This is a genomic window from Curtobacterium sp. SP.BCo (assembly GCF_051903265.1).
In the GTDB taxonomy this organism is placed as follows: domain Bacteria; phylum Actinomycetota; class Actinomycetes; order Actinomycetales; family Microbacteriaceae; genus Curtobacterium.
The window spans coordinates 2,604,631-2,624,951 of the sequence record NZ_CP194337.1 but is presented as its reverse complement, the minus strand read 5'-3'; the positions used below and the strand labels follow the sequence as shown (position 1 = coordinate 2,624,951).

At 72.4% G+C, this 20,321-nt stretch carries 13 protein-coding genes and 1 pseudogene; 13 read left to right on the top strand and 1 reads right to left on the bottom strand.

The window, feature by feature from the left end:
* Window positions 1–52: 52 nt before the first annotated feature.
* The 10 genes and pseudogenes from ACRQ4B_RS12450 to ACRQ4B_RS12405 all read left to right on the top strand — a co-directional run bounded on the left by ACRQ4B_RS12450 (window position 53) and on the right by ACRQ4B_RS12405 (window position 16,587).
* Window positions 53–742, top strand: coding sequence for a hypothetical protein (locus ACRQ4B_RS12450; protein WP_439691736.1), 690 nt, complete (start codon window positions 53–55; stop codon window positions 740–742).
* A 58-nt stretch (window positions 743–800) separates the two neighbouring features.
* A complete protein-coding gene (locus tag ACRQ4B_RS12445) occupies window positions 801–1,622 on the top strand; it encodes a PP2C family protein-serine/threonine phosphatase (RefSeq protein ID WP_439691735.1) in 822 nt (273 codons plus the stop codon).
* Window positions 1,623–1,751: 129 nt separating this feature from the next.
* Window positions 1,752–3,164 (top strand): serine/threonine-protein kinase, encoded by a 1,413-nt coding sequence (locus ACRQ4B_RS12440; protein ID WP_439691734.1) that lies wholly within the window; start codon window positions 1,752–1,754, stop codon window positions 3,162–3,164.
* On the top strand, window positions 3,137–8,950 hold the full coding sequence (locus ACRQ4B_RS12435) for an Ig-like domain-containing protein (RefSeq protein ID WP_439691733.1): 5,814 nt from the start codon (window positions 3,137–3,139) through the stop codon (window positions 8,948–8,950). The genes ACRQ4B_RS12440 and ACRQ4B_RS12435 overlap by 28 nt, the downstream gene beginning before the upstream one ends.
* A gap of 29 nt (window positions 8,951–8,979) precedes the next feature.
* Entirely contained in the window at window positions 8,980–9,951 is a 972-nt protein-coding gene (locus ACRQ4B_RS12430) for an AAA family ATPase (RefSeq protein ID WP_439691732.1), read from the top strand.
* Complete coding sequence (locus ACRQ4B_RS12425; RefSeq protein ID WP_439691731.1) at window positions 9,948–11,360, top strand: DUF58 domain-containing protein; 1,413 nt, start codon at window positions 9,948–9,950, stop codon at window positions 11,358–11,360. The genes ACRQ4B_RS12430 and ACRQ4B_RS12425 overlap by 4 nt, the downstream gene beginning before the upstream one ends.
* Window positions 11,357–13,840, top strand: coding sequence for a transglutaminaseTgpA domain-containing protein (locus ACRQ4B_RS12420; protein WP_439691730.1), 2,484 nt, complete (start codon window positions 11,357–11,359; stop codon window positions 13,838–13,840). Before ACRQ4B_RS12425 ends, ACRQ4B_RS12420 begins: the two co-directional genes overlap by 4 nt.
* Window positions 13,837–13,905: pseudogene (locus ACRQ4B_RS12415) on the top strand (zinc-ribbon domain-containing protein); the annotation flags it as partial. The gene ACRQ4B_RS12420 and the pseudogene ACRQ4B_RS12415, both read left to right, overlap by 4 nt.
* Window positions 13,906–13,989: 84 nt before the next feature.
* Window positions 13,990–15,699 carry an FHA domain-containing protein gene (locus ACRQ4B_RS12410; RefSeq protein ID WP_439694394.1) on the top strand — a complete coding sequence of 570 codons (1,710 nt, stop codon included), beginning with the start codon at window positions 13,990–13,992 and terminating at the stop codon, window positions 15,697–15,699.
* A gap of 96 nt (window positions 15,700–15,795) precedes the next feature.
* The gene (locus ACRQ4B_RS12405) at window positions 15,796–16,587 is read left to right on the top strand and encodes a hypothetical protein (protein ID WP_439691729.1); all 792 of its coding nucleotides are present in this window, start codon (window positions 15,796–15,798) and stop codon (window positions 16,585–16,587) included.
* Window positions 16,588–16,661: 74 nt separating this feature from the next.
* On the opposite strand, the gene ACRQ4B_RS12400 is transcribed toward ACRQ4B_RS12405, so the two are convergent.
* The gene (locus ACRQ4B_RS12400) at window positions 16,662–17,654 is read right to left on the bottom strand and encodes an asparaginase (protein ID WP_439691728.1); all 993 of its coding nucleotides are present in this window, start codon (window positions 17,652–17,654) and stop codon (window positions 16,662–16,664) included.
* Window positions 17,655–17,688: 34 nt separating this feature from the next.
* Between ACRQ4B_RS12400 and ACRQ4B_RS12395 the strand changes: the two genes are divergently transcribed.
* Genes ACRQ4B_RS12395 through dxr form a run of 3 tightly spaced genes read left to right on the top strand, consistent with a single transcriptional unit; the run spans window position 17,689 to window position 20,277 of the window.
* Window positions 17,689–18,165 (top strand): OsmC family protein, encoded by a 477-nt coding sequence (locus ACRQ4B_RS12395; RefSeq protein ID WP_439691727.1) that lies wholly within the window; start codon window positions 17,689–17,691, stop codon window positions 18,163–18,165.
* A gap of 6 nt (window positions 18,166–18,171) precedes the next feature.
* Window positions 18,172–19,143 (top strand): FKBP-type peptidyl-prolyl cis-trans isomerase, encoded by a 972-nt coding sequence (locus tag ACRQ4B_RS12390; protein WP_439691726.1) that lies wholly within the window; start codon window positions 18,172–18,174, stop codon window positions 19,141–19,143.
* Between the two features lie 3 nt (window positions 19,144–19,146).
* The gene (gene dxr / locus ACRQ4B_RS12385) at window positions 19,147–20,277 is read left to right on the top strand and encodes a 1-deoxy-D-xylulose-5-phosphate reductoisomerase (RefSeq protein ID WP_439691725.1); all 1,131 of its coding nucleotides are present in this window, start codon (window positions 19,147–19,149) and stop codon (window positions 20,275–20,277) included.
* Window positions 20,278–20,321 lie beyond the last annotated feature (44 nt).

Below are 20,321 nucleotides of genomic sequence, written 5' to 3'. Positions count from 1 at the left end.
GGTCGGCGGACAGGATCGTCTACGGTGGTGGGGACACGCTTGGAGGGCTCGAGTGCGCGACGATGACAACGACGACACCGTCGTCCGTCGACCGCGCGCGCAGTTCTCCGGCGACCGTGTCGGCGACGCCCTCGACGACACGGTGATCCGGGCCGCGCAGACGGTGCCCGGCGCGCACGACGGCTCCGCGACGGAGGACACCGTCATCCGGCCTGTCGCTCCGCCATTCCCGGACGGCGACCCGCTCGACGACACCGTCGTGCGGCCGTCGACGCGCCCGGCCGACACCGACCTGCTGGTGGGTGGACCCACCGGGGCAGAGCCGCGCCTCCCGGCCGCCCCACCGGAGCCGACGACCAGGGTGCCGTCGATCCGGATCGGTGACCGGGTGCTCCGACTCGACCGCCCGGTGATCGTCGGACGGCGTCCGGCGCTGCCGCGCGTCCTGCGCGGACCGACGCCGGAGCTCGTGACCGTTCCGTCACGTTCCGGCCAGGTGTCCTCGTCGCACGTCCTCGTGCACGCCGAGGGCGAGGCCGCGGTCGTCGACGACCTCCGGTCGACCAACGGGACCGTCGTCCGCCCGGCGGGCGCGGCACCGTTCCGGATGCCCGCGGGTGCCTCGAACGTCGTGCTGACGGGTACGGTTGTCGAGATCGGTGACGGCAACGTGATCGAGGTCCTCTCGCCGCACCTGCGCGTCGCACCGCCGTCGGGGGACTTCCCACCATTCCCCGCGTGACCCCCCCCGATCCACCACCGCCGGCACGCCCCGAACCCCCAGAGAGCGATCCTGAAACGTGACCGAACTCGGCCGAGCAGCGACTGCGCACGCCATCGACGTCCCCGGTGCCGACGGCGCCACCCTGACGCTGTCGTGGGGGGCGGCGACCGACGTCGGCCGTCGCCGTGACCACAACGAGGACAGCTACATCGTCGGAGCGCCGTTCTTCGTCGTGGCCGACGGCATGGGCGGACACCTCGCCGGTGACCGCGCGAGCGACGCCGTCGTGCGTCGCCTGTCGCAGGCGACCGAGAGCGATTTCTCGTCGCGCCAGGCGATCCAGCGGGCGCTCCTGCTCGCCACCGCGGACATCGAACGCGCCGCGGGCGGCAACGCGATCGGAGCGGGCACGACCGTGACGGGCATCGCGCTCGTCGCGGCGAACGGCCAGCCGGCGGCGCTCGTGTTCAACGTGGGCGACTCGCGGACCTACCGGATCGAGGACGGCGTCCTCCGCCGGGTGACGGTGGACCACTCGGTCGTGCAGGAGATGGTCGACGCCGGGCTGCTCCGGGCCGAGGACGCCGAGCGCCACCCGGACAGCAACGTGATCACCCGCGCCGTCGGCTTCGGCGAGCCGCCGGAGCCGGACTGGTGGACGCTGCCGCTGCGCGCCGGCGACCGCTACATCGTGTGCTCGGACGGGCTGACCAAGGAGCTCGGCGACGTCGGGATCGGGCGGATCGCAGCACGAGTGCCCGGGGCGCAGGACCTGGCCGAACGCCTGGTCGGCGACGCGGTCGTGGCCGGCGGCCGCGACAACGTCACCGTGGTCGTGCTGCAGGTGGACGACGCCCCGGACGACGGCGACGTCGAGGACACGCTGCCGCGCCACTGACTGTCCCCCGAACTGGGGGATGGATGACCCCCTGCTCGCAGCGGTGTGCGGAATGTCGGTCACACACGCTTCGTAGAATGGCAGGGCCGTGACGAGAGAGCTGGCCGCTCGGCCGGGGAGGAGGGGACGATGGCGCGACGCCTGCCGTCCACCCCGCCCGTGATCGCGGGCTTCAGCCCGGTGCACGTCCTCGGTTCCGGTGGCTTCGCCGACGTCTTCCTCTACGAACAGGACATGCCGCGTCGGCAGGTCGCCGTGAAGGTCCTGCTCGACGAGGTCGTCGACGATCGCGTCCGCCAGATGTTCCAGGCCGAGGCGAACCTGATGGCGCGCCTCAGCACCCACCCGTCGATCCTGACGGTGTTCCAGGCCAGTGTGGCGTCGGACGGGCGGCCGTACCTCGTCATGGAGCTCTGCTCGTCGTCCCTGAGCGAGCGGTACCGACGCGAGCCGATCCCGGTGTCCGAGGTGCTGTCGATCGGGATCCGCATCGGGTCCGCGCTCGAGACCGCCCACCGCGAAGGCGTCCTGCACCGCGACATCAAGCCGTCGAACATCCTGCGCACCGCCTACGGCAACCCCGTGCTCTCCGACTTCGGCATCGCCGCGACGATCGGCGGGACCGACCCGGACGAACCCATCGGCATGTCGATCCCGTGGTCGGCGCCCGAGGTGCTCATCGACGAGTCACGCGGCACCATCCAGTCCGAGGTCTACTCCCTGGCGGCGACGGTCTTCTCCCTGCTGGCCGGCCGCAGCCCCTTCGAGATCCGTGGCGGCAAGAACGGAGCGGCCGACCTGATGGGCCGGATCGACAAGGGCGGCGTGAAGCCGACCGGTCGGACCGACGTCCCGCCGTCGCTCGAACGACTCCTCGCGGCGGCGATGTCGCGCAAGGTCGCCGGCCGTCCCGCCACGGTGATGGAGCTCGTCCGCGGGTTCCAGCAGGTCGAGGCCGAGCTCGGCATCCCGCAGACCGCCGCGGACGTCGCTGTCGAGTCCTGGGCCGTCGCGACCCCGACGCCCGACGGTGACCGCACCGTGATCCGTGAGCTCCAGCCACCGACCCGCGTCGGAGCCCGACGCCGGACCCGTCGTGCGGTGCAGGGCGGCTCCTCGGCCGCCGCGTCGCAGAGCGTCGGCACCGTGCACCGCACCGGCTCCGTGACCCGGGCACGACGGCGGTCGCGGTCCACCCTGGTGTGGGCGACGTCGCTGACCGTGGTCGTCGTCGCCGCGTTGGCGATCGCCACCGTGGTCGTCGTCGGACGCCTCGGCACCGGAGCAATCCCCGTCGTGTCGGACGTCCGCGCCGAGACCACCGCGGAGTCCGTCACCTTCACCTGGGCCGATCCGGGCGTCCGGAACGGCGACACGTACGTCGTGTCCTCCAACGGGTCGGCCAGTCAGCAGACCGGTACGAGCTTCGTCGTCTCGGGCACGAAGGGCGACGAGGAGTGCGTCGCCGTCGCGGTCAACCGTGACGGCAAGACCGGCGTGGCGAGCGCCCAGAAGTGCGCCACGATCGGGAGCGCCGGGTGATCCGGGCGTTCCTCGCGAAGCACCGTTCCGCAGCCGTCACGATCGGTGCGTCGGTCGTCGTCGGGGCGGTGGTCGCCACCGCCGCCGTCGCGTCGACGGGGTACCACACGCAGCGCGTCGACCTGGGGGACGGCACGGTGTGGGTCCCGTCCGCCGAGTACGGCGCGGTCGGCCGGGCGAACACCGGCGTCCTCCAACTGAACACGGCCGTCGAGACCGCGAGCGACAGCCTCTCCGTGCTGCAGCGCGGCTCGACCGTCTACAGCGTCGACCAGACCAAGGGCACCGTGGCGAAGGTCGACGTGGCCGATGCCACGGTCGCCGACCCCGTGACCCTGCCGGCCGGTTCGCCGCAGGTCTTCTTCGCCGGGTCGACCGCCGTGATCGGCAACGGCGACACGGGCGAACTCTGGGCGACCCCGGCGAAGGACCTCGGCGAGTTCGACGCCTCGACGAAGGCCGACCTGACGCTCGGTGCGGACGCCGTGTTCGACGCGTCCGACGACCACGTCGCGGTGTACTCACCCAAGACCGGGACCGCGTCGCTCGTGGACATCGGCGCCACCCCGACCGTCGACCGACGCTGGACCGTCAAGATGGACCGCGCCGACGACTTCCAGGTGGCGTCGTTCGGTGAACACGTCGCGGTCCTCGACCGGACATCGGGCGAGATCTCGATCGACGGGGAGACCGTCGACCTGGGCGACCGCGTCGGCACGTCACCCGCGCTGCAGCGATCCACGGCGGACGGCTCCGAGATCGTCGTCGCCGGCACGGCCGGCCTCGCACGCGTGTCCGCGTCCGGTGACGTCCGGACCACCGCGCTCCAGGTCTCCGGGCGCGCAGCCCGTCCGATGGCCGTCGGGTCCTGCACCTACGCGGCGTGGGCGGGCGGACAGGCGATGGACACGTGCCAGGGGAGCGCGCTGCAGCGCCTTCCGAGCACCGCCGGCACCGGCGACCTCCAGATCCTGCACAACGGCGCGACCGTGGTCGCGAACGACCCGCAGAGCGGACGCTCGTGGGCGATCGACCGCAGCGGCCAGCTCATCGACAACTGGGCCGACCTCATCAAGAAGGACGACGACCAGCAGCAGGAGCAGGTGTCCGACGACGACCCGGAGGTCGACAAGGACCAGAAGCCGCCGGTGGCCGTCGACGACGACCTGGGCGCTCGTCCGGGACGCACCACGAGCCTCCCGGTCCTCCTCAACGACTACGACCCGAACGGCGACCCGATCGTGATCAGCGAGGTCGGGCGCATCGACGACGCCGTCGGGGACGTCGCCGTCGTCGGTGACGGCCAGCGCCTGCAGATCACGCTGACCGCTCGCGCGAGCGGCACCGTCTCGTTCCCGTACACGATCACCGACGGCAACGGCGGGTCCGACACCGCGACGGTGAAGGTGACCGTCCGACCCGACTCGCTCAACGACCCACCGCGACAGGTGCGCGACACCTCGGCGGACGTCGTGCAGAACGGGCACGTGGTGACGAACGTGCTCGGCGACTGGGTGGACCCCGACGGCGACCCGGTCTACCTGAAGTCGGCGTCCGCCGCGGACGGCGACCGGGTGTCGACCACGCCGGACGGGCTGCTCGACTTCCGCAACGCGAGCGGCAAGACCGGCGAACGTGCGGTCCAGCTCGTCGTGAGCGACGGTCGCGCGGACGGCCGCGGTTCGGTGACGGTGAAGGTCGCGAAGCAGGGGAGCGTGCCCCTCTACGCCGATCCCTTCCCCGCCCAGGGGTACGCCGGCAAGGCGTTCACCGTCGACCCGCTGGACCACGTCCGCGGCGGCAACGGCACCGTGACGCTCACCAGTGTCTCGTCGGCCAGCGGGCTGACGGTCACACCGAGCTACGACGCCGGCACCTTCCGCGTGCTCGGTGCCGGCGCGGGCGACCACCAGCTCGAGTACACCGTGACCGACGGCACGAAGACCACCAGCGGCATCGTCCGCATCACGGTCCTGTCTCCACCGGACGCGTCGACCGCACCCATCACGACGCCGAAGACCGTGTTCGTCAACACGCTCTCGACGAAGGACACCGACGTCACGGCGACGGACATCGACCCTGCCGGCGGAGTCCTGCTGGTGACGGCGCTCGACGGCCCGGAGCGCGGGTCCGGGGTGCAGGCCAGCATCCTGGACCAGCACACCGTCCGGGTGACCCTCACCGCGCCCCTCGACGGTCCGGTGTCGTTCGGGTACACGGAGACGAACGGGCTCGCGTCGTCGACCGGCACCGTCACGGTCGTCGAGATCCCGAAGCCCGACCGCATCCAGCCGCCCGTCGCCCAGCCGGACACCGCGACGGTCCGCGTCGGGGACGTGGCGAACATCGACGTCCTCGCGAACGACACCCAGCCCGAGGGCGAACCGCTGACGCTCCAGCCCGACCTCGTGCAGAACGTCCCCGGCGATGGCGGACTGCTGTTCGTCTCCGGCGACCACCTGCGGTACCTCGCACCCACCACACCCGGCAGCTACACCGCCGTCTACCGCGTCGCGGGACCGGACGGCCAGTACGCCGACGCCACGGTGTCGATCTCGGTGCGCGAGCGGGACGCCGCCACGAACAACCCGCCCGTGCCGCAGACCGTCACCGCCCGCGTCGTCGCCGGACAGTCCGTCCGTGTGTCGATCCCGCTGAACGGCATCGACCCCGACGGGGACTCCGTGCAGTTGGTCGGCGTCGCGTCGAACCCCGACAAGGGATCGGTCAGCGACGTCGGGTCCGATTCGTTGACCTACGAGGCCGGCGACTACTCGGCGGGGACCGACGAGTTCACGTACACGGTCGTCGACGCCCTCGGAGCCCGCGCCACCGGCACGGTGCGCGTCGGCATCGCACCGCGCGCCGAGCAGGCGACGAACCCCGTCGCGGAGGCCGACCACGTCACGATCCGTCCGGGCGGTTCGGTCACGGTGCGCGTCCTGCAGAACGACTCCGACCCCGAGGGCGGGCAGCTCACCGTCACGAAGGCCGAGCCCACCGCTGCCGACGTCACCGCGAAGGTCCTGCAGCGGCAGCAGATCCGCGTGACGCCGCCGAAGTCCGCGAAGAGCGGCGACTACGCCGTCCTGTACACCGTCGCGAACGAGAACGGCGGCGCGAGCACCGCGTTCCTCACCGTCACGGTCGATCCCGACGCGCAGCCGCTCCGCCCCGAGGTCGACGACACCACCCTCGACCTGCAGGACATCCTGCACCGGCAGAGCGTCACCGTGGACGTCCTGAAGAACGTCTTCTTCGCCGAGGGCTCGACCGCTCATCTGCGGGTCGGTGTGGTGGACGGCTACGGCGACACCGCGCGCACCACCGACGACCAGCGGATCTCGGTGCGCCTGACCGACGAGTCGCAGGTCATCCCGTTCTCGGTCGCCCGCACCGACCACCCGGACATCGTCTCCTACGGCTTCATCCACGTGCCCGGCTTCGACGACGCCCTGCCCCAGGTGAACCGCACCGCCGGCGCCATCACCGTGAAGAGCGAGGCGACCGTCCGCATCCCGCTGTCGAAGTACGTCGTCACCGCCAACGGGCAGACGGCGAAGATCACCGACGACGGCACCGTGAAGGCCACGCACGCCAACGGCCAGGACCTGGTGGTCGACTCCTCGACGCTGCAGTTCACGTCGTCCAAGCTCTACTACGGCAACGCGTCCATCTCCTTCGAGGTCACCGACGGCTCCAACGCGAACGGCGGCAAGGGACGTGTGGCGACCCTCGTCCTGCCGATCAAGGTGACGCCACGGTCGAACCAGCCACCCGCGTTCACCGGCTCCGCGCTGGACATGCAGCCGGGGGAGTCGCGGACGATCGACCTCTCCAAGCTGACGGACTACCCGTACCCGAACGACCTGCCCGAGCTGCGGTACTCCGTCGTCAGCAGGCCGAGCGGCGGGACCACCGCGAGCATCTCCGGCCAGCAGCTGACGATCAAGGTCGGGGACACCGCCGAGAAGAACACCACCGCGGCCATCGGCATCGGTGTCGCCGACGCCGCGAACGCCGGTCGCGCGGGCGTCATCGACGTCAACGTCGTCGCGTCCACACGGCCGCTCGTCCAACCGGGCGCGGACAAGTCGGTCACGAAGCGTGGTGCGACGACGACCATCGACGTCCTCGCCAACGACCAGCCGACCAACCCGTTCCCCGAGCAACGCCTGCGCGTCGTCAACATCCGCGGCCTGGGCGGCGGGCTGCCGAGCGGGGTGACGGTCACACCGAGCGCCGACAAGTCACGGTTGCAGGTGAGCGTCGCCGCCGACGCCAAGCCGGTGGACACGCACCTGCAGTACCAGGTGGCCGATGCCACCGACGACCCGGACCGGTACGTCTGGGGCGACGTGACGATCTCCGTGCAGGACGTCCCCGACGCCCCCGGCGCGCCGGCCCGCACCGGGTCCTACGAGGGCGGACAGGCGACGCTGACGTGGTCGACGCCGCAGGCCAACAACTCGCCGATCACCGGGTACCGGCTCCAGGGCACGAACGGCGTCGCGAAGGACTGCGGCACCGCGACGGTCTGCACCATCACCGGGCTCAACCCGAAGGCGTCGTACCAGTTCTCCGTGGTCGCGACGAACGCCATCGGGGACTCCGCGGCGTCGCCGAACTCGGCATCGATCAGCGCCGACTCCGTGCCCGCGCCGCCGACCGGCATCACCGTGTCGCCGAGCAAGTCCACGCCGAACCAGCTCGACGTCTCCTGGAACACGGTCGACGCGCCGAACAACGGCACCGCGGTGGACAACTACGTCGTGACCATCAGCGGTCCCGGGCTGTCGTCGAGCCGGAGCACCGGCACGGCGACGAGCACGTCGTTCACCGGCGCGCAGAGTGGTGGCGCGTACACCGTCACGGTTTCAGCTCGCAACGGCGCGGACCGCAACGGCACGGTGGTGCAGTGGAACTCCGCGTCCGGTACCGGCACGGCCATCGGCAGCCCGGCGACGCCGCGCCTGAGCGCGAGCGGGAACCGACAGGGATCGCAGACCGCCGTCGCGCTGAGCGCGAGTGAGTCGGACTGGGGTGGCGGGAGCGCGAACTGGCGGATCGCGAAGTACGCGGCCAGCACCCCGATCCCGACCGGTTGCTCGACCTCGGGCGCTGAGTTCGTCTGGACGAGCGCCTCGGCATCGGACACGATCACCAGCCAGTACCGGTACGTGGCCCTCGCTGACAACGGCTACTTCTGCACGGCGTCCCAGCCGGCCAGCGTGGAGGGCTACCAGACGCCGGATGCCCCGACCGGAACCGTCAGCGTCGATCGCGATCCGGGCAACGGATCGAACTTCGTGGTGAACCTCAGCGCGAGCACTTCGACGCGGTTCCTGTACTACTCCGTGAACGGCGGTGCGCCGGTGCGGTTCAACGGCGCCACTTCGATCGGAGCGGGGGCCGGTTTCGGCGTCGAGAGCAGCGTGGTGTTCACGGCCTGCGCCATCGACGGCGACTACTGCGCGTCGAGTGGCGCGTCCACGGGCACCGCGTTCACGACCCACGCGACGATCACCAGCGCCGTCGAAGGTCAGCAGCCGGTGGTGCGTGCTCCGGACAACAGTGGGAACGGTGCCCTGACGCCGTCGTACAAGGTTGAGTACTGCCTGTTCGGCAACGTCGGGTGCACGGACCAGAAGCCGGACAACGGCGGGACGTACTCCCTGAGCGACAACGTCCCGTCCGGCTACGACTCGATCCGGGTCACGGCGACGGTGAACGGCAAGGAAGACCCGAACCCCGATACGGTGCAGATCAGCCAGTCCGGCAACTGACCATCCCCGAGAACGAGGAACGACACCGCATGAGCATGACCCCGGAGCAGGCCACCTGGTTCGCCGACGTCGCAGGCCGCATCGTGACCAACGTCGAGCAGGTGCTCCTCGGGAAGACGTTCGTGATCCGCCTGGCGGTCACGGCGATGCTCAGCGAGGGCCACCTCCTGCTCGAGGACGTCCCCGGCACCGGCAAGACCAGCCTGGCGCGGGCGATGGCGCAGAGCGTGCAGGGGTCGACGAACCGCATCCAGTTCACGCCTGACCTGCTCCCCGGCGACATCACGGGCATCAGCGTCTACGACCAGAAGACGCAGGAGTTCGACTTCCACCGCGGTCCGGTCTTCTCGAACATCGTGCTGGCCGACGAGATCAACCGCGCGAGCCCGAAGACCCAGTCGGCGCTGCTCGAGGCGATGGAGGAGTCCGCCGTCACGGTCGACGGCGTCAACCACCGGCTCGCGGCGCCGTTCATGGTGATCGCGACGCAGAACCCGGTCGAGCAGGCCGGGACGTACCGTCTGCCCGAGGCGCAGCTCGACCGCTTCCTGATGAAGGCGTCGATCGGGTACCCGGACCACGCCGCCACCGTGAAGATCCTCGAGACGGCATCGGCGCCGTCGACCTCCGTGCCGCTGGCGAGCGTCGTGCCCGCCGCGACGATCACCGAGATGGCGACGCTCGCCCGCACCGTGCACGTCGACCCGGTGATCGCTGACTACGTGGCCCGGCTCGTCGACGCGACGCGTGCTGCCAGCGAGGTGCGCCTGGGCGTCAGCGTCCGTGGCGCGATGGTGCTGATGCGCGCGGCTCGGGTGTTCGCCGCGCTGAACGCCCGCCACTACGTCACGCCCGACGACGTCAAGGCGTTGGCGGTGCCGATCCTGGCGCACCGTCTCGTCCTCGACGCCGAAGCGGAGTTCGACGGCGTCAGTGCGACGAGCGTCATCGCCCAGCTGCTCGTCGAGACCCCGCCGCCGGCGGACCGGGCCGCGTCGTGACCGACCGCCGGCCCGTCTCCACGCGGTCGCGGCGCCCGTCCTCGACGCGGTCGCGTCGCGGGACGCCGGCGTACGAGCGCACGGGGACGGTCGCCGGCCTGACGAACGTCCGCACCCGCCTGGTCGGCGACCGGGACGGCGTGGCGGCGGACGCGGTCGTCGGTCTCGCGCGCGCCTGGTCGACGGCCTGGGGGCTCGTCAAGCGCGGGTGGGCGGAGGTCTCGTCCGTGGTCACCGGCCTGGGATGGACGGTCGCGGCGCTCACGCTCGTCGCGTTCGTCGTCGGGTACCGGTTCGGCCTGCGGGAGATCGTCGTCGTCGGCTTCGCGGGCGCCCTGCTGGTGGTCGTCGCCGCGGTCGCGCTGATCGGGCGCTCGCGCTTGGTCATCCGGATGCGGTTGCCGCAGCACCGGGTGGCGGTGGGGGACCCGGCGGGTGTCGTGGTCACGGCGGAGAACCCGGCCCGGCTGCCGTCGGTGCCGATCACCGTGGAGGTCCCGGTCGGCTCCGGACTCGTCGACGTCGCGATCCCGTCGATCGGCGCGCGAGGCACGTTCGACCAGGAGGTCCCGGTGCCGACCGTCCGGCGCGGTGTGCTCGACGTCGGCCCGGTGACAGGGGTCCGGGCCGACCCGGTCGGCCTGGTGCGCCGCGAGATCGTGTGGACGGCCCGTGAGCAGGTGATCGTGCACCCGCGGACGATCGCGATCCCGTCGACGAGCACGGGGCTCGTGCGTGACCTCGAGGGGCAGGCGACGACGGACCTCTCCCCGGCGGACATCGCCTTCCACGCCATCCGGGAGTACATGCCCGGAGACGATCCGCGCACCATCCACTGGAAGTCGACGGCGAAGTCGGGCGCGCTGATGGTCCGGCAGTTCGAGGACACCCGCCGCTCGCACCTCGTGGTCGCCCTCGGGGTGTCCCGGTCCGAGTTCGGGGACGACGAGGAGTTCGAGCTCGCGGTCAGCGCCGCGGCGTCGCTCGGCACACGCGCGATCCGCGACGGTCGCGAGGTCACGGTCGTGGTCTCCGAGCGGACGCCGGAGTTCGCGAAGCGTGCGGTGTACGCGGTGCACCCGCTACCGACGGTCACGCCCACGCGCCTCCTCGACGAGTTCGCGTCGGTGGGCCTGGCGGACGCGTGCCTGCCGATCGCGGAGGTCTCGCGGCTCGTCGGGAGCGACACGGCTGGCATCTCGGTCGCGTTCCTCGTGGTCGGGTCGACCGTCGAGCTGCCTGCCCTGCGCCTCGCGGCGACGCGGTTCCCCGTCGGCGTCGAGGTCGTCGCGGTGATCTGCGAGCCCGAGGCCCAGCCGCGGTTCCTCCGCGTCGCGGGCCTCACGGTCATGACGATCGGCTACCTCGACGACCTGCGGCACGCACTGCACCGATCGGCGGCGGCATGAGCGTCGCAGCACCTCAGGAGACCCGCGCACGGAAGACGGTCCGCCGTGATGCCCGTCGGCTCGCGCCGGCCCGACTCGTCGGCGGCACGCTGGCGGTCTGGCTGTTGCTGGCGGTCGCGAGCGTGGCCTGGTGGCCGGTGTACCGCGACGACGCGATGATCGTCGCCGCGGTGACCGCCGTCGTGTTCGGCACCCTCGTCGCCCTGATCGGCACGGTCTTCCGGCTGCCGACGGCGGTCGTCGCGATCGCGACGGTCGCGGCCTTCGTCCTCACCGGGGTGCCTGCTGCGGTGCCGGGGGAGGCGAACGGCATCCTGCCGACGGGGCCGGGCCTGGTGGACCTCTTCGCGGGGGTCGCCCTCGGCTGGAAGCGCCTGGTGACCATCAGCCTGCCGGTCGGGTCCTACGAGGCGTTGCTCGTGCCGTTCTTCGTGACGCTCCTCGTCGCCACGGTGGCGGGCGTGAGCGTGGCGACCCGCGCCTCCCGGCAGGAGCTGGCGAGCATCCCGGCGCTCGTGCTCTTCGCAGCCGGTGTCGTGATCGGGCCGAGCCGACTGGACACGTCCGTCGCGACGGCCGTCGTGCTCACCGGCATCGCCCTCGTGTGGGCACTCACCGTGCGGCACGCACGTCGCGCGGTCGCGGTGGCGACCACGATCGGCGCCCGTGTGCCGGTCGCGCGGTCGGTGCTGCGACCGGCGCTCGTCGGGACCGGCACGATCGTCGCCGCAGCCGTCGTCGCGACCGGACTCGGCCTGGTCGCACCGCCGTCGGTGGGTCGCACCGTCGCGCGCACCGACGTCGTGAAGCCGTTCGACCCCCGTGACTACGTCAGCCCGCTCAGCGGGTTCCGCGCCTACGAGGAGCAGACCGAGGCCGACACCGTGCAGCTGCGGGTGACCGGCCTGCCGGCGAACGGTTTCGTGCGGATCGCCACGCTCGACACCTACGACGGGGTGGTCTACCGCGTCGGTGGCGCGGACGGCTCGACGTCGTCGGGGACGTTCGAACGCGTCCCGACGTCCGTGGACGTCCGTGGGGTGCGGGGCACCGCGGTGCGTGTCGGTGTGACGGTCGACGGGTACAGCGGCGTGTGGTTGCCGACGGTCGGCGATCTCGAGCGCGTCGACTTCATCGGCTCGGACGCCGAGCAGGAGCGCGGGGCGTTCTTCTACAACGGCTCGACGGGCACCGGCGCGGTCGTCGGTGGCGTGGGCGACGGCACGCGGTACGACCTGACGGCGGTGCTCCCCGACCAGCCGACCGACGAGCAACTGGCGTCCGCGCGACCGGGGAACGCCTCGGTGCCCGACCCGCGTTCGGTGCCGGACGCGGTCCGTGACACCGTCGACGCCTACACCGCCGACGCCGGGACGGACGGCGCGAAGCTCGTCGCGATGGTCCAGGAGCTCAAGCGGAACGGCTACGTCAGTCACGGCGTCGGCGACGACCGGGCGAGCCGCAGCGGGCACGGCGCGGATCGGATCCAGGAGCTCCTGACGTCCCCGCTCATGATCGGGGACCAGGAGCAGTACGCGGCGGCCGCGGCACTCATGGCGGACCAGCTCGGCTTCCCCGCGCGCGTCGTGATGGGGTTCTCCGCGGGCGGCGACGCCGGTGGGAAGACGGCCGACACCACGTCGGGCGGTACCACGACGTTCCGCGGGTCGGACGTGACCGCCCGCATCGAGGTCGACACCGCGCAGTGGGGGTGGGTCATGATCGACCCGAACCCGACCGTCCGTGAGATCCCGGACGAACAGCAGCAGACCCCGCAGCCGGTGACCCGCCCCGAGACGGTCGTCCCGCCGCCCCCTGCCGAGCAGCAGGACCAGGCGCAGCAGGCTCCGCCGCAGAGTGACCGCAACACCCCGCCGGTGCAACCGCTCTGGCTGCAGATCCTCCTCGCGGCGCTCCCGTGGGTGCTGGCGACCCTCGGCTTCGTGGCGTTGGTGCTCCTGCCGTTCGGGGTCATCGTGCTCGTGAAGCGGCTCCGTCGACGGCGTCGTCGCCGTGGCCCGACCCCGCGGGCGCGCATCGTCGGGGCCTGGGACGAGTACCGCGACGCCCTGGTCGACCGTGGGCACGACGTCCGGCCGGCCGCCACCCGGCGCGAGGCCGTGGTCGGTGCACCGGGCGAGGGCGGGAGCGGACTGGCCGCGCTCGCGGACCGCTCCGTGTTCGGTCCGAACGACGCGGACGTCACCACCGCCGACCGGATGTGGTCGGCCGCCGACGACGCGATCGCGAGCCTCCGGACCGGTCGGACCCGGCGGGAACGGATCCGCGCGGCGGTGTCGCTGCGGTCCCTGCGGATCGCGGACGCTTCCCGCTCGGCCGGCGCGTCCGTGACCGCGGTCGTGGCTGCCCGGACCCGGCGCTCCGGTGGCGGCCAGGGTCCCGATCGACCGCGTGACTACGATGGCCTGCAGGCCGGCGAGCGTCGTGGACGGCCGAGTGAGGACAGAGGCACCCCGTGATCAGATGCGAACACTGCGGATCGATGCTCCCGGACGGAGCGATCTTCTGTGGTGAGTGCGGACGTGCGGTGACCGCTGCGGCGAACCGGCGTCCTGCCGCTCAGCCGCAGGTCGAACAGACCGCGCCGCCGCCCCTGCAGCAGCCCGACGTGCACGGACGCCGCCAGGACCCGGCGACCGACGCCTGGCTGCCCGAGGCGACCCTCGACCCCGCGACGCGTGCCTGGCTCACCGGGAACGACCGGGCCGAGCAGGCGCCGCCCGCCGTCCCCGTGCAACGACCGGACCAGTACGCCCCGCGGACCGCTCCGACGCACGTGCACGGCTCCGGCTCCGGTCTCGGCGACTGGTCCGCACAGGACCCTCGAGACGCGGCCGCCCCCGCCGGCGCGACCGGTGCCCCGCAGCAGTCGTTCGCTCCGGATCCCGCCGAACCTCCCCTGGACCCGAACGCGTACCCGTCGGAGCCCGAGGACCCCGAGGTGACCCGCATCGCTGAACGCTCCGCATCCGGTGCGGAGCCGGCGTCCGGCGCGCCCGAGCAGCCGGTACCGCCGGTGTGGAACCGACCGGAGGAGCCGGCACCGCAGGCAGCGCCCGCCGGACCGTCGTGGTGGGTCGGTCGGTCCAGCACGACGGCGGCCTCGGACGCGTCGACCGCTCCGGACGCGTCGGACACGTCGACTCCTTCGTCGTCCGCCTCGGACGCGTCCGCCACCTCGACAACCGACGCTCCGGCTCCCGGAGCCGTCCCGCGGGCCGGTTCCGACGCCGCCTCGGGAGCCCCGGCCGGGTTCGAACCGCCGCAGGCGAACGACACCGCCGTGGTCGAACCGCTCGTCGACCGCCGTCCGCTGCGCCCGGCACCGCTCGTGCCCCCGAGCTCGCAGGCGACGACGTGCCACGTGTGCGGCCACCGCCTCGAACCCGACGACATCTTCTGTGCGGAGTGCGGTGCGGTCCGCCCCGCGGTGACCGCCGCCTTCACCGGGCCGATCGTGCCGCTGCCGATGGACCGACCGGACTGGGCGGCCGACGACTCGGTGCCCGATGACGCTGTGCCGGAAGACTCCGTGCCGGATGACTCCGTGCCGGATGATTCCGTGCCGGATGACTCCGTGCCGGATGACTTCGTGCCGGGTGACTCGGTCCCGGATGATTCCGTGTCCCACCGCGCCCCGCGGGTTCCGGACGACCTCGATGTCGCTGCCGAGGACACCCCGCGCGTCCCGATCCGACAGCGCGGAGCCCACGCTGCCCCCGAGGACGACCCCGACGCGGGTGAACACCCTGCCGAGGTGGATCTCGTCGACGTGCCCAGGGCACCCGGCTCGGCGACGCACCCGTCGTCGGCTCCCACCGCCCCGGAGGCGTCCGACGTCCGCGTCCCCGCCGCCGCACCACTCCCGCCGGTGCCCGGCATGACCGGACCGGTGCTGCCGCTGCCGACCGTCGACGACGCCCCGACCAGCGCCGACGACGATGACGACGAGGACGTCGACGAGACGCGCATCGTCTCGAAGATGCCGACGCAGGCGCCCTTCGTGCTGCACTTCAGCACGGGCGAACGCTTCGGGGTGCACGGCACGGGACTCGTCGGACGACTGCCTCGTCCGCAGCCGGGTGAGCGGTACGACGACCTGTTGACCGTCCACGACCCGGGCAAGTCGGTGTCGAAGACCCACCTCGAGCTCGGGCGCGACGGCGACGACCTGTGGGTGTCGGACCGGTTCTCCGGCAACGGCACGGTCGTCCGGCACATCGACGGCTCGATCCGCCGGTGCGAGCCCGGCCGGCGCTACCGGGTCGAGCGTGGCGCCCGGGTGGACATCGGGGAGCAGTTCTTCCTGGTGCAGTAACGGCCCGTTCCTCCACGGACGACACTCCCGTGCGACTTCTGCACAGGCGCGACGACTGGGCGCCGAACGGTCACGCATCCGTGGTGCGATGGCGGGATGACACCGCTCACCGCCCGATCGTTGCTCGTCGGGACGGCGGTCGTGGTGGTCGGGGTGGGCGTGGTCGCCCCGCTGGACGGGTTCGCACGCGTCGTGCTGCTGGCCGCCGGAACGTGCTGCGCTGTCCTCGACGTGATGCTGGTCCGGACCGTCCGGGCGGAACTCCGGGTCGGGCGGGACGCGGGCCGGGCGACGCCAGGGAGCGCCGCGGGAGGGACACCCGGGGCCGCTGGGGTGTGTGCGGTTGATCCCGACCGGCGAGGCCGCAGGACGATCGTGCTCGGCACCGCGATCGGCACCGGAACCGGCACTGCTCCTGCCACCAGCACTGCCACCGGCACCAGCACCGCCATCGCCATCGGTTCTGGCGCCCGCGGCCGTCCGATCGAGATCGGCCCCCACGAGCACCCGCACCTCGTCGTGGTCGGTGCGGGTGTCCTCGCGGTCGCCGTGTTCCGTGCCGTGGCCGAGCAGGTCCGTGCCGGGGCTGCCGCCGTCGGAGCGGACGTCCGGGTGGGGAGCGCGCCCGAGCTCCGGCCGGTCGTGGCCGTCGGTGAGGAACGGTGTCCGGACCTGCCGCCCGGGACGGCGGTGCTGGCTGTCGGCCCGCCCGCGCGCGATCGTCGGGCGGCCTCCGGGACGACGGTCGTGCTCGTCACCGGCGCGACGCAGATGCCGCGCCGCTGGGACGTCGCCGTCGAGGTCGGGCGCCACGGTTGCCGCGTCCGCCACCGGGACGAGGACAGGGGGACGCCGGTGTCACCACCGCTGCCGCGGCTCGACACCTGACGAACGACGCGCAAGCACGCCGCGCGGCACGAGCTTCGAGCCGACGCACGCATCGACCCGGGCCCGTCAGCCCCTCAGCGCAGCCCAGCGCCCGCCCGCACGGAGCCCACCGGCACGCCGCCGCCGAGGACCCGCTCGCCGGTGGCCGCCATGACGTCCGAGACACCGGCGGCATCGACGATCCCGTTCCGCTCGAGCAGCGTCAGCGCCGCGAGCGTACCGGCGCGCTGCGACCCGTCGAGGGTCTTGACGGCGACGGCCGCGCCACCGGGCAGCCCCATCACCATGACGCCCTCGGCGCCGAGCTTCGCGAGCACCCGCAACCGTTCGATCGTCACGGTGTTGGCCCGGCCGATGCCGTCGATCGCCCAGGGATGGTCGAGCACCGCGTCGGTGAGCGCGGCGGTGTCGGCGTCGGCGCGGGCGACGACGCCGGCGAAGCCCCGCGCGAGCCCGGCGAGGCTGAGTGGGAAGACCGGAGCGCCGCAGCCGTCGGTGCCGACGACGTCCACGGTCTCGTGCGTGAACTCCTCGACGGTCGTCCGGACGCGCTGCTGCAGCGGGTGTGCGATGTCGAGGTACGTCGCCTCGTCCCAACCGTTCACCCGGCAGGCGGCGAGCATGCCGGCGTGCTTGCCGGAGCAGTTCATCGCGAGACGTCGCGGTTCCGTCATCGTGCGTGCGGTGGCGCGGTCGAAGGGCAGGTCCGGCGGACAGCCGAGGTCCGCTTCGACGTGGTCGAACGACTCGAGCATGTGCAGTGCGATCGCCTGGTGGGCCGCGGTGCCGGCGTGGCTCGCGGTCGTCATGACGAGCTCCTCGTCGGAGAACACCGCCCCGGCGCGGCGGATCGCGAGTGCCTGGAACGGCTTCATCGTCGAGCGCGGGTAGATGCTCGCGTGCACGTCGCCGACAGCGTCGACGACCGTGCCGTCGGCGGACACCACCACGCCGGCGCCGACGTGCCGGCTCTCGTCGAACCCGTTGCGGTCGAGGACCGCGAGTTCGACCGAGCCGTCGGCGGTGAGAGGATGGCGGTCAGTGTGGACGTCGGAGCGCACCGTCATGCCGCAATCGTACCGAGCCGAAGGGCCCCCCATCGTGACCGACCACTCCTACGAGGTCTCCGTCCGCTGGACCGGCGACCGCGGCTCCGGCACGAGCGGCTACCGCGACTACGGCCGTGACCACGACGTCACGGCGGCGGGCAAGGCCGACATCGCCGGCTCCGCGGACCCGACGTTCCGCGGCGACCGGGACCGCTGGAACCCCGAGGAGCTCGTGGTCGCGGCGCTCGCGCAGTGCCACATGCTCAGCTACCTGCACGTCGCCGTCACGCAGGGCTTCACGGTGGTGGACTACGAGGACCGGGCGACGGCGAGCCTGAACCTCAACCGCGACGGGTCCGGCGAGCTGACCGAGGCCACGCTGCACCCCGTCGTCACGATCCTCGAGGCCGACCGCGTCGCCGACGCCGAGGCCGCGCACGCCGCAGCGTCGAGCCTCTGCTTCATCGCGCGGTCGGTCGCGTTTCCTGTGCACCACGTCCCGCACACCAAGGTGCGTGCGGCAGACTAGGGCCTCGTGAAGCGTCTGCGTCTCCTCCCGATCGCCCTCGTCCCCGCCGTCGTGCTGGGACTCGCCGCGTGCTCCGGTTCCGGTTCGTCCGGTTCGTCCGCCACGCCGAGTGCGTCGTCGAGCGCGTCGGCCGCTGCGATCCGGTCCTGCCCGAAGCCCGGCAAGTCGTCGGAGGCGGTCGACGTCTCGGGCGCGTTCGGCGGCACGACCGCGCCGACGGTGAAGTTCGACGCCGGACTGTCCGCGTCGAAGCCGCAGGCGAGCACGGTCGTGCAGGGCAAGGGCACGGCGCTCAAGGACGGCGAGTTCGCGCAGGTGTCGTACAGCGTCTACCAGGCGTCCGACGCGAAGAAGCTCGGGACCGTCGGGTTCGACACCGGCAACCCGCAGGTGCTCTCCGTCGGCGGGGCCGGGTTCGGTGCGCTGCTCGCGTGCGCGAACATCGGTGACCGGGTCGTCGCCGTGGGCCAGTCCTCGGCGCTCGGCTTCAACACCGGCGGCGAGATCGTGGTGGTCGCGGACGTCATCGCGCAGACCCCCACGAAGGCGAACGGCACCCCGCAGCCCCAGGACCCGAAGCTCCCGACGGTCAAGGACAAGGCGGACGGCGAGCCGGAGATCACCATCCCGAGCGGCGTGCCGGCTCCGTCGAAGACCGCGGTCGAGGTCCTGAAGCAGGGCAGCGGTGCCGCGATCGCCGAGGGTGACACCGCACTGGTGCAGTACAAGGGCGTCGTGTACGACGGCGGCAAGGAGTTCGACTCCTCGTGGTCGAAGGGCGCCCCGACGACCTTCACCATCTCCGAGGGGTCGCTCATCAAGGGCTTCGTGACGGGTCTGGTCGGCCAGAAGATCGGGTCGCAGGTGCTCATCGTCGCCACGGCGGAGGACGCCTACGGCGCGAACCCGCCGGAGGGTTCGGACATCCCGAAGAACGCGCCGCTCGTGTTCGTCGTCGACATCCTCGCGAAGAGCTGACCCGTGCCCGCGACCGCTGACGACGGACGCACCGCCGACCGCCGCCGCACCGCCGACCGCCGCCGCATCGTCGTCCTCGGCAGCACCGGGTCGATCGGCACCCAGGCCCTCGACGTCGTCGCTCGCAACCCGGACCGGTTCGAGGTCGTCGGCCTCACCGCCGGCAGCAACCGCGACCTCGTCGCCGAGCAGGCTGCGCGGTTCGCCGTCCGGGAGACGGCGTTCGGCGCCGAGGACTCGGAACGCCTGGTCCGCACCGTCGAGGCGGACGTCGTCCTGAACGGCATCACCGGTTCGGTGGGGCTCGGTCCGACCCTCGCGGCGCTGGAGTCCGGTGCGACGCTCGCCCTGGCGAACAAGGAGAGCCTCATCGTCGGCGGCCCGCTCGTGCAGGCCGCGGCGGCGCCCGGGCAGATCGTCCCGGTCGACAGCGAGCACTCCGCGATCGCGCAGGCGCTGCGGTCCGGCACCGCTGACGAGGTCCGTCGCCTGGTGCTCACCGCGAGCGGCGGCCCGTTCCGCGGCCGCTCCCGAGCCGAGCTCCGCGACGTCACGCCCGCCCAGGCGCTGGCGCACCCGACGTGGGACATGGGGCTCGTGGTGACGACGAACTCCGCGACGCTCGTGAACAAGGGCCTCGAGGTCATCGAGGCGCACCTGCTCTTCGACGTCCCCTACGACCGCATCGACGTGACGGTGCACGCGCAGTCGATCGTGCACTCGATGGTCGAGTTCGTCGACGGTTCGACGATCGCCCAGGCGTCGCCGCCCGACATGCGCCTGCCGATCGCGCTCGGCCTGGCCTGGCCGGACCGCGTCCCGCACGTCGGCGTTCCACTCGACTGGACGACGGCCAGCACGTGGACCTTCGAGCCCCTCGACACGCAGGCCTTCGGTGCGGTCGCACTCGCGAAGCGCGTGGGCGAGCTCGGCGGCACGTTCCCCGCGGTCTTCAACGCGGCGAACGAGCAGGCCGTCGCCGCGTTCCACGCCGGTGCGATCGGCTTCCTCGACATCGTCGAGACCGTCGAGCGCGTCGTCGACGAGCACACCGCGGGGGAGCCCTCCCTGGAGGGCGTGCTGGCAGCGGAGCGCTGGGCGCGCACCGCCGCGGACCGCACGCTGTCCCGCTGACGGCCTGGAGGCGCGGCTCGCCTCCCAGACGGCGCTCGGCTCCG

Bases quoted from the DNA above. Each gene is read 5' to 3' on its own strand.
- ACRQ4B_RS12440 (WP_439691734.1), top strand. From the start codon at position 1,752: ATGGCGCGACGCCTGCCGTCCACCCCGCCCGTGATCGCGGGCTTCAGC.
- ACRQ4B_RS12430 (WP_439691732.1), top strand. From the start codon at position 8,980: ATGAGCATGACCCCGGAGCAGGCCACCTGGTTCGCCGACGTCGCAGGC.
- ACRQ4B_RS12420 (WP_439691730.1), top strand. From the start codon at position 11,357: ATGAGCGTCGCAGCACCTCAGGAGACCCGCGCACGGAAGACGGTCCGC.
- ACRQ4B_RS12405 (WP_439691729.1), top strand. From the start codon at position 15,796: ATGACACCGCTCACCGCCCGATCGTTGCTCGTCGGGACGGCGGTCGTG.
- ACRQ4B_RS12400 (WP_439691728.1), bottom strand. From the start codon at position 17,654: ATGACGGTGCGCTCCGACGTCCACACTGACCGCCATCCTCTCACCGCC.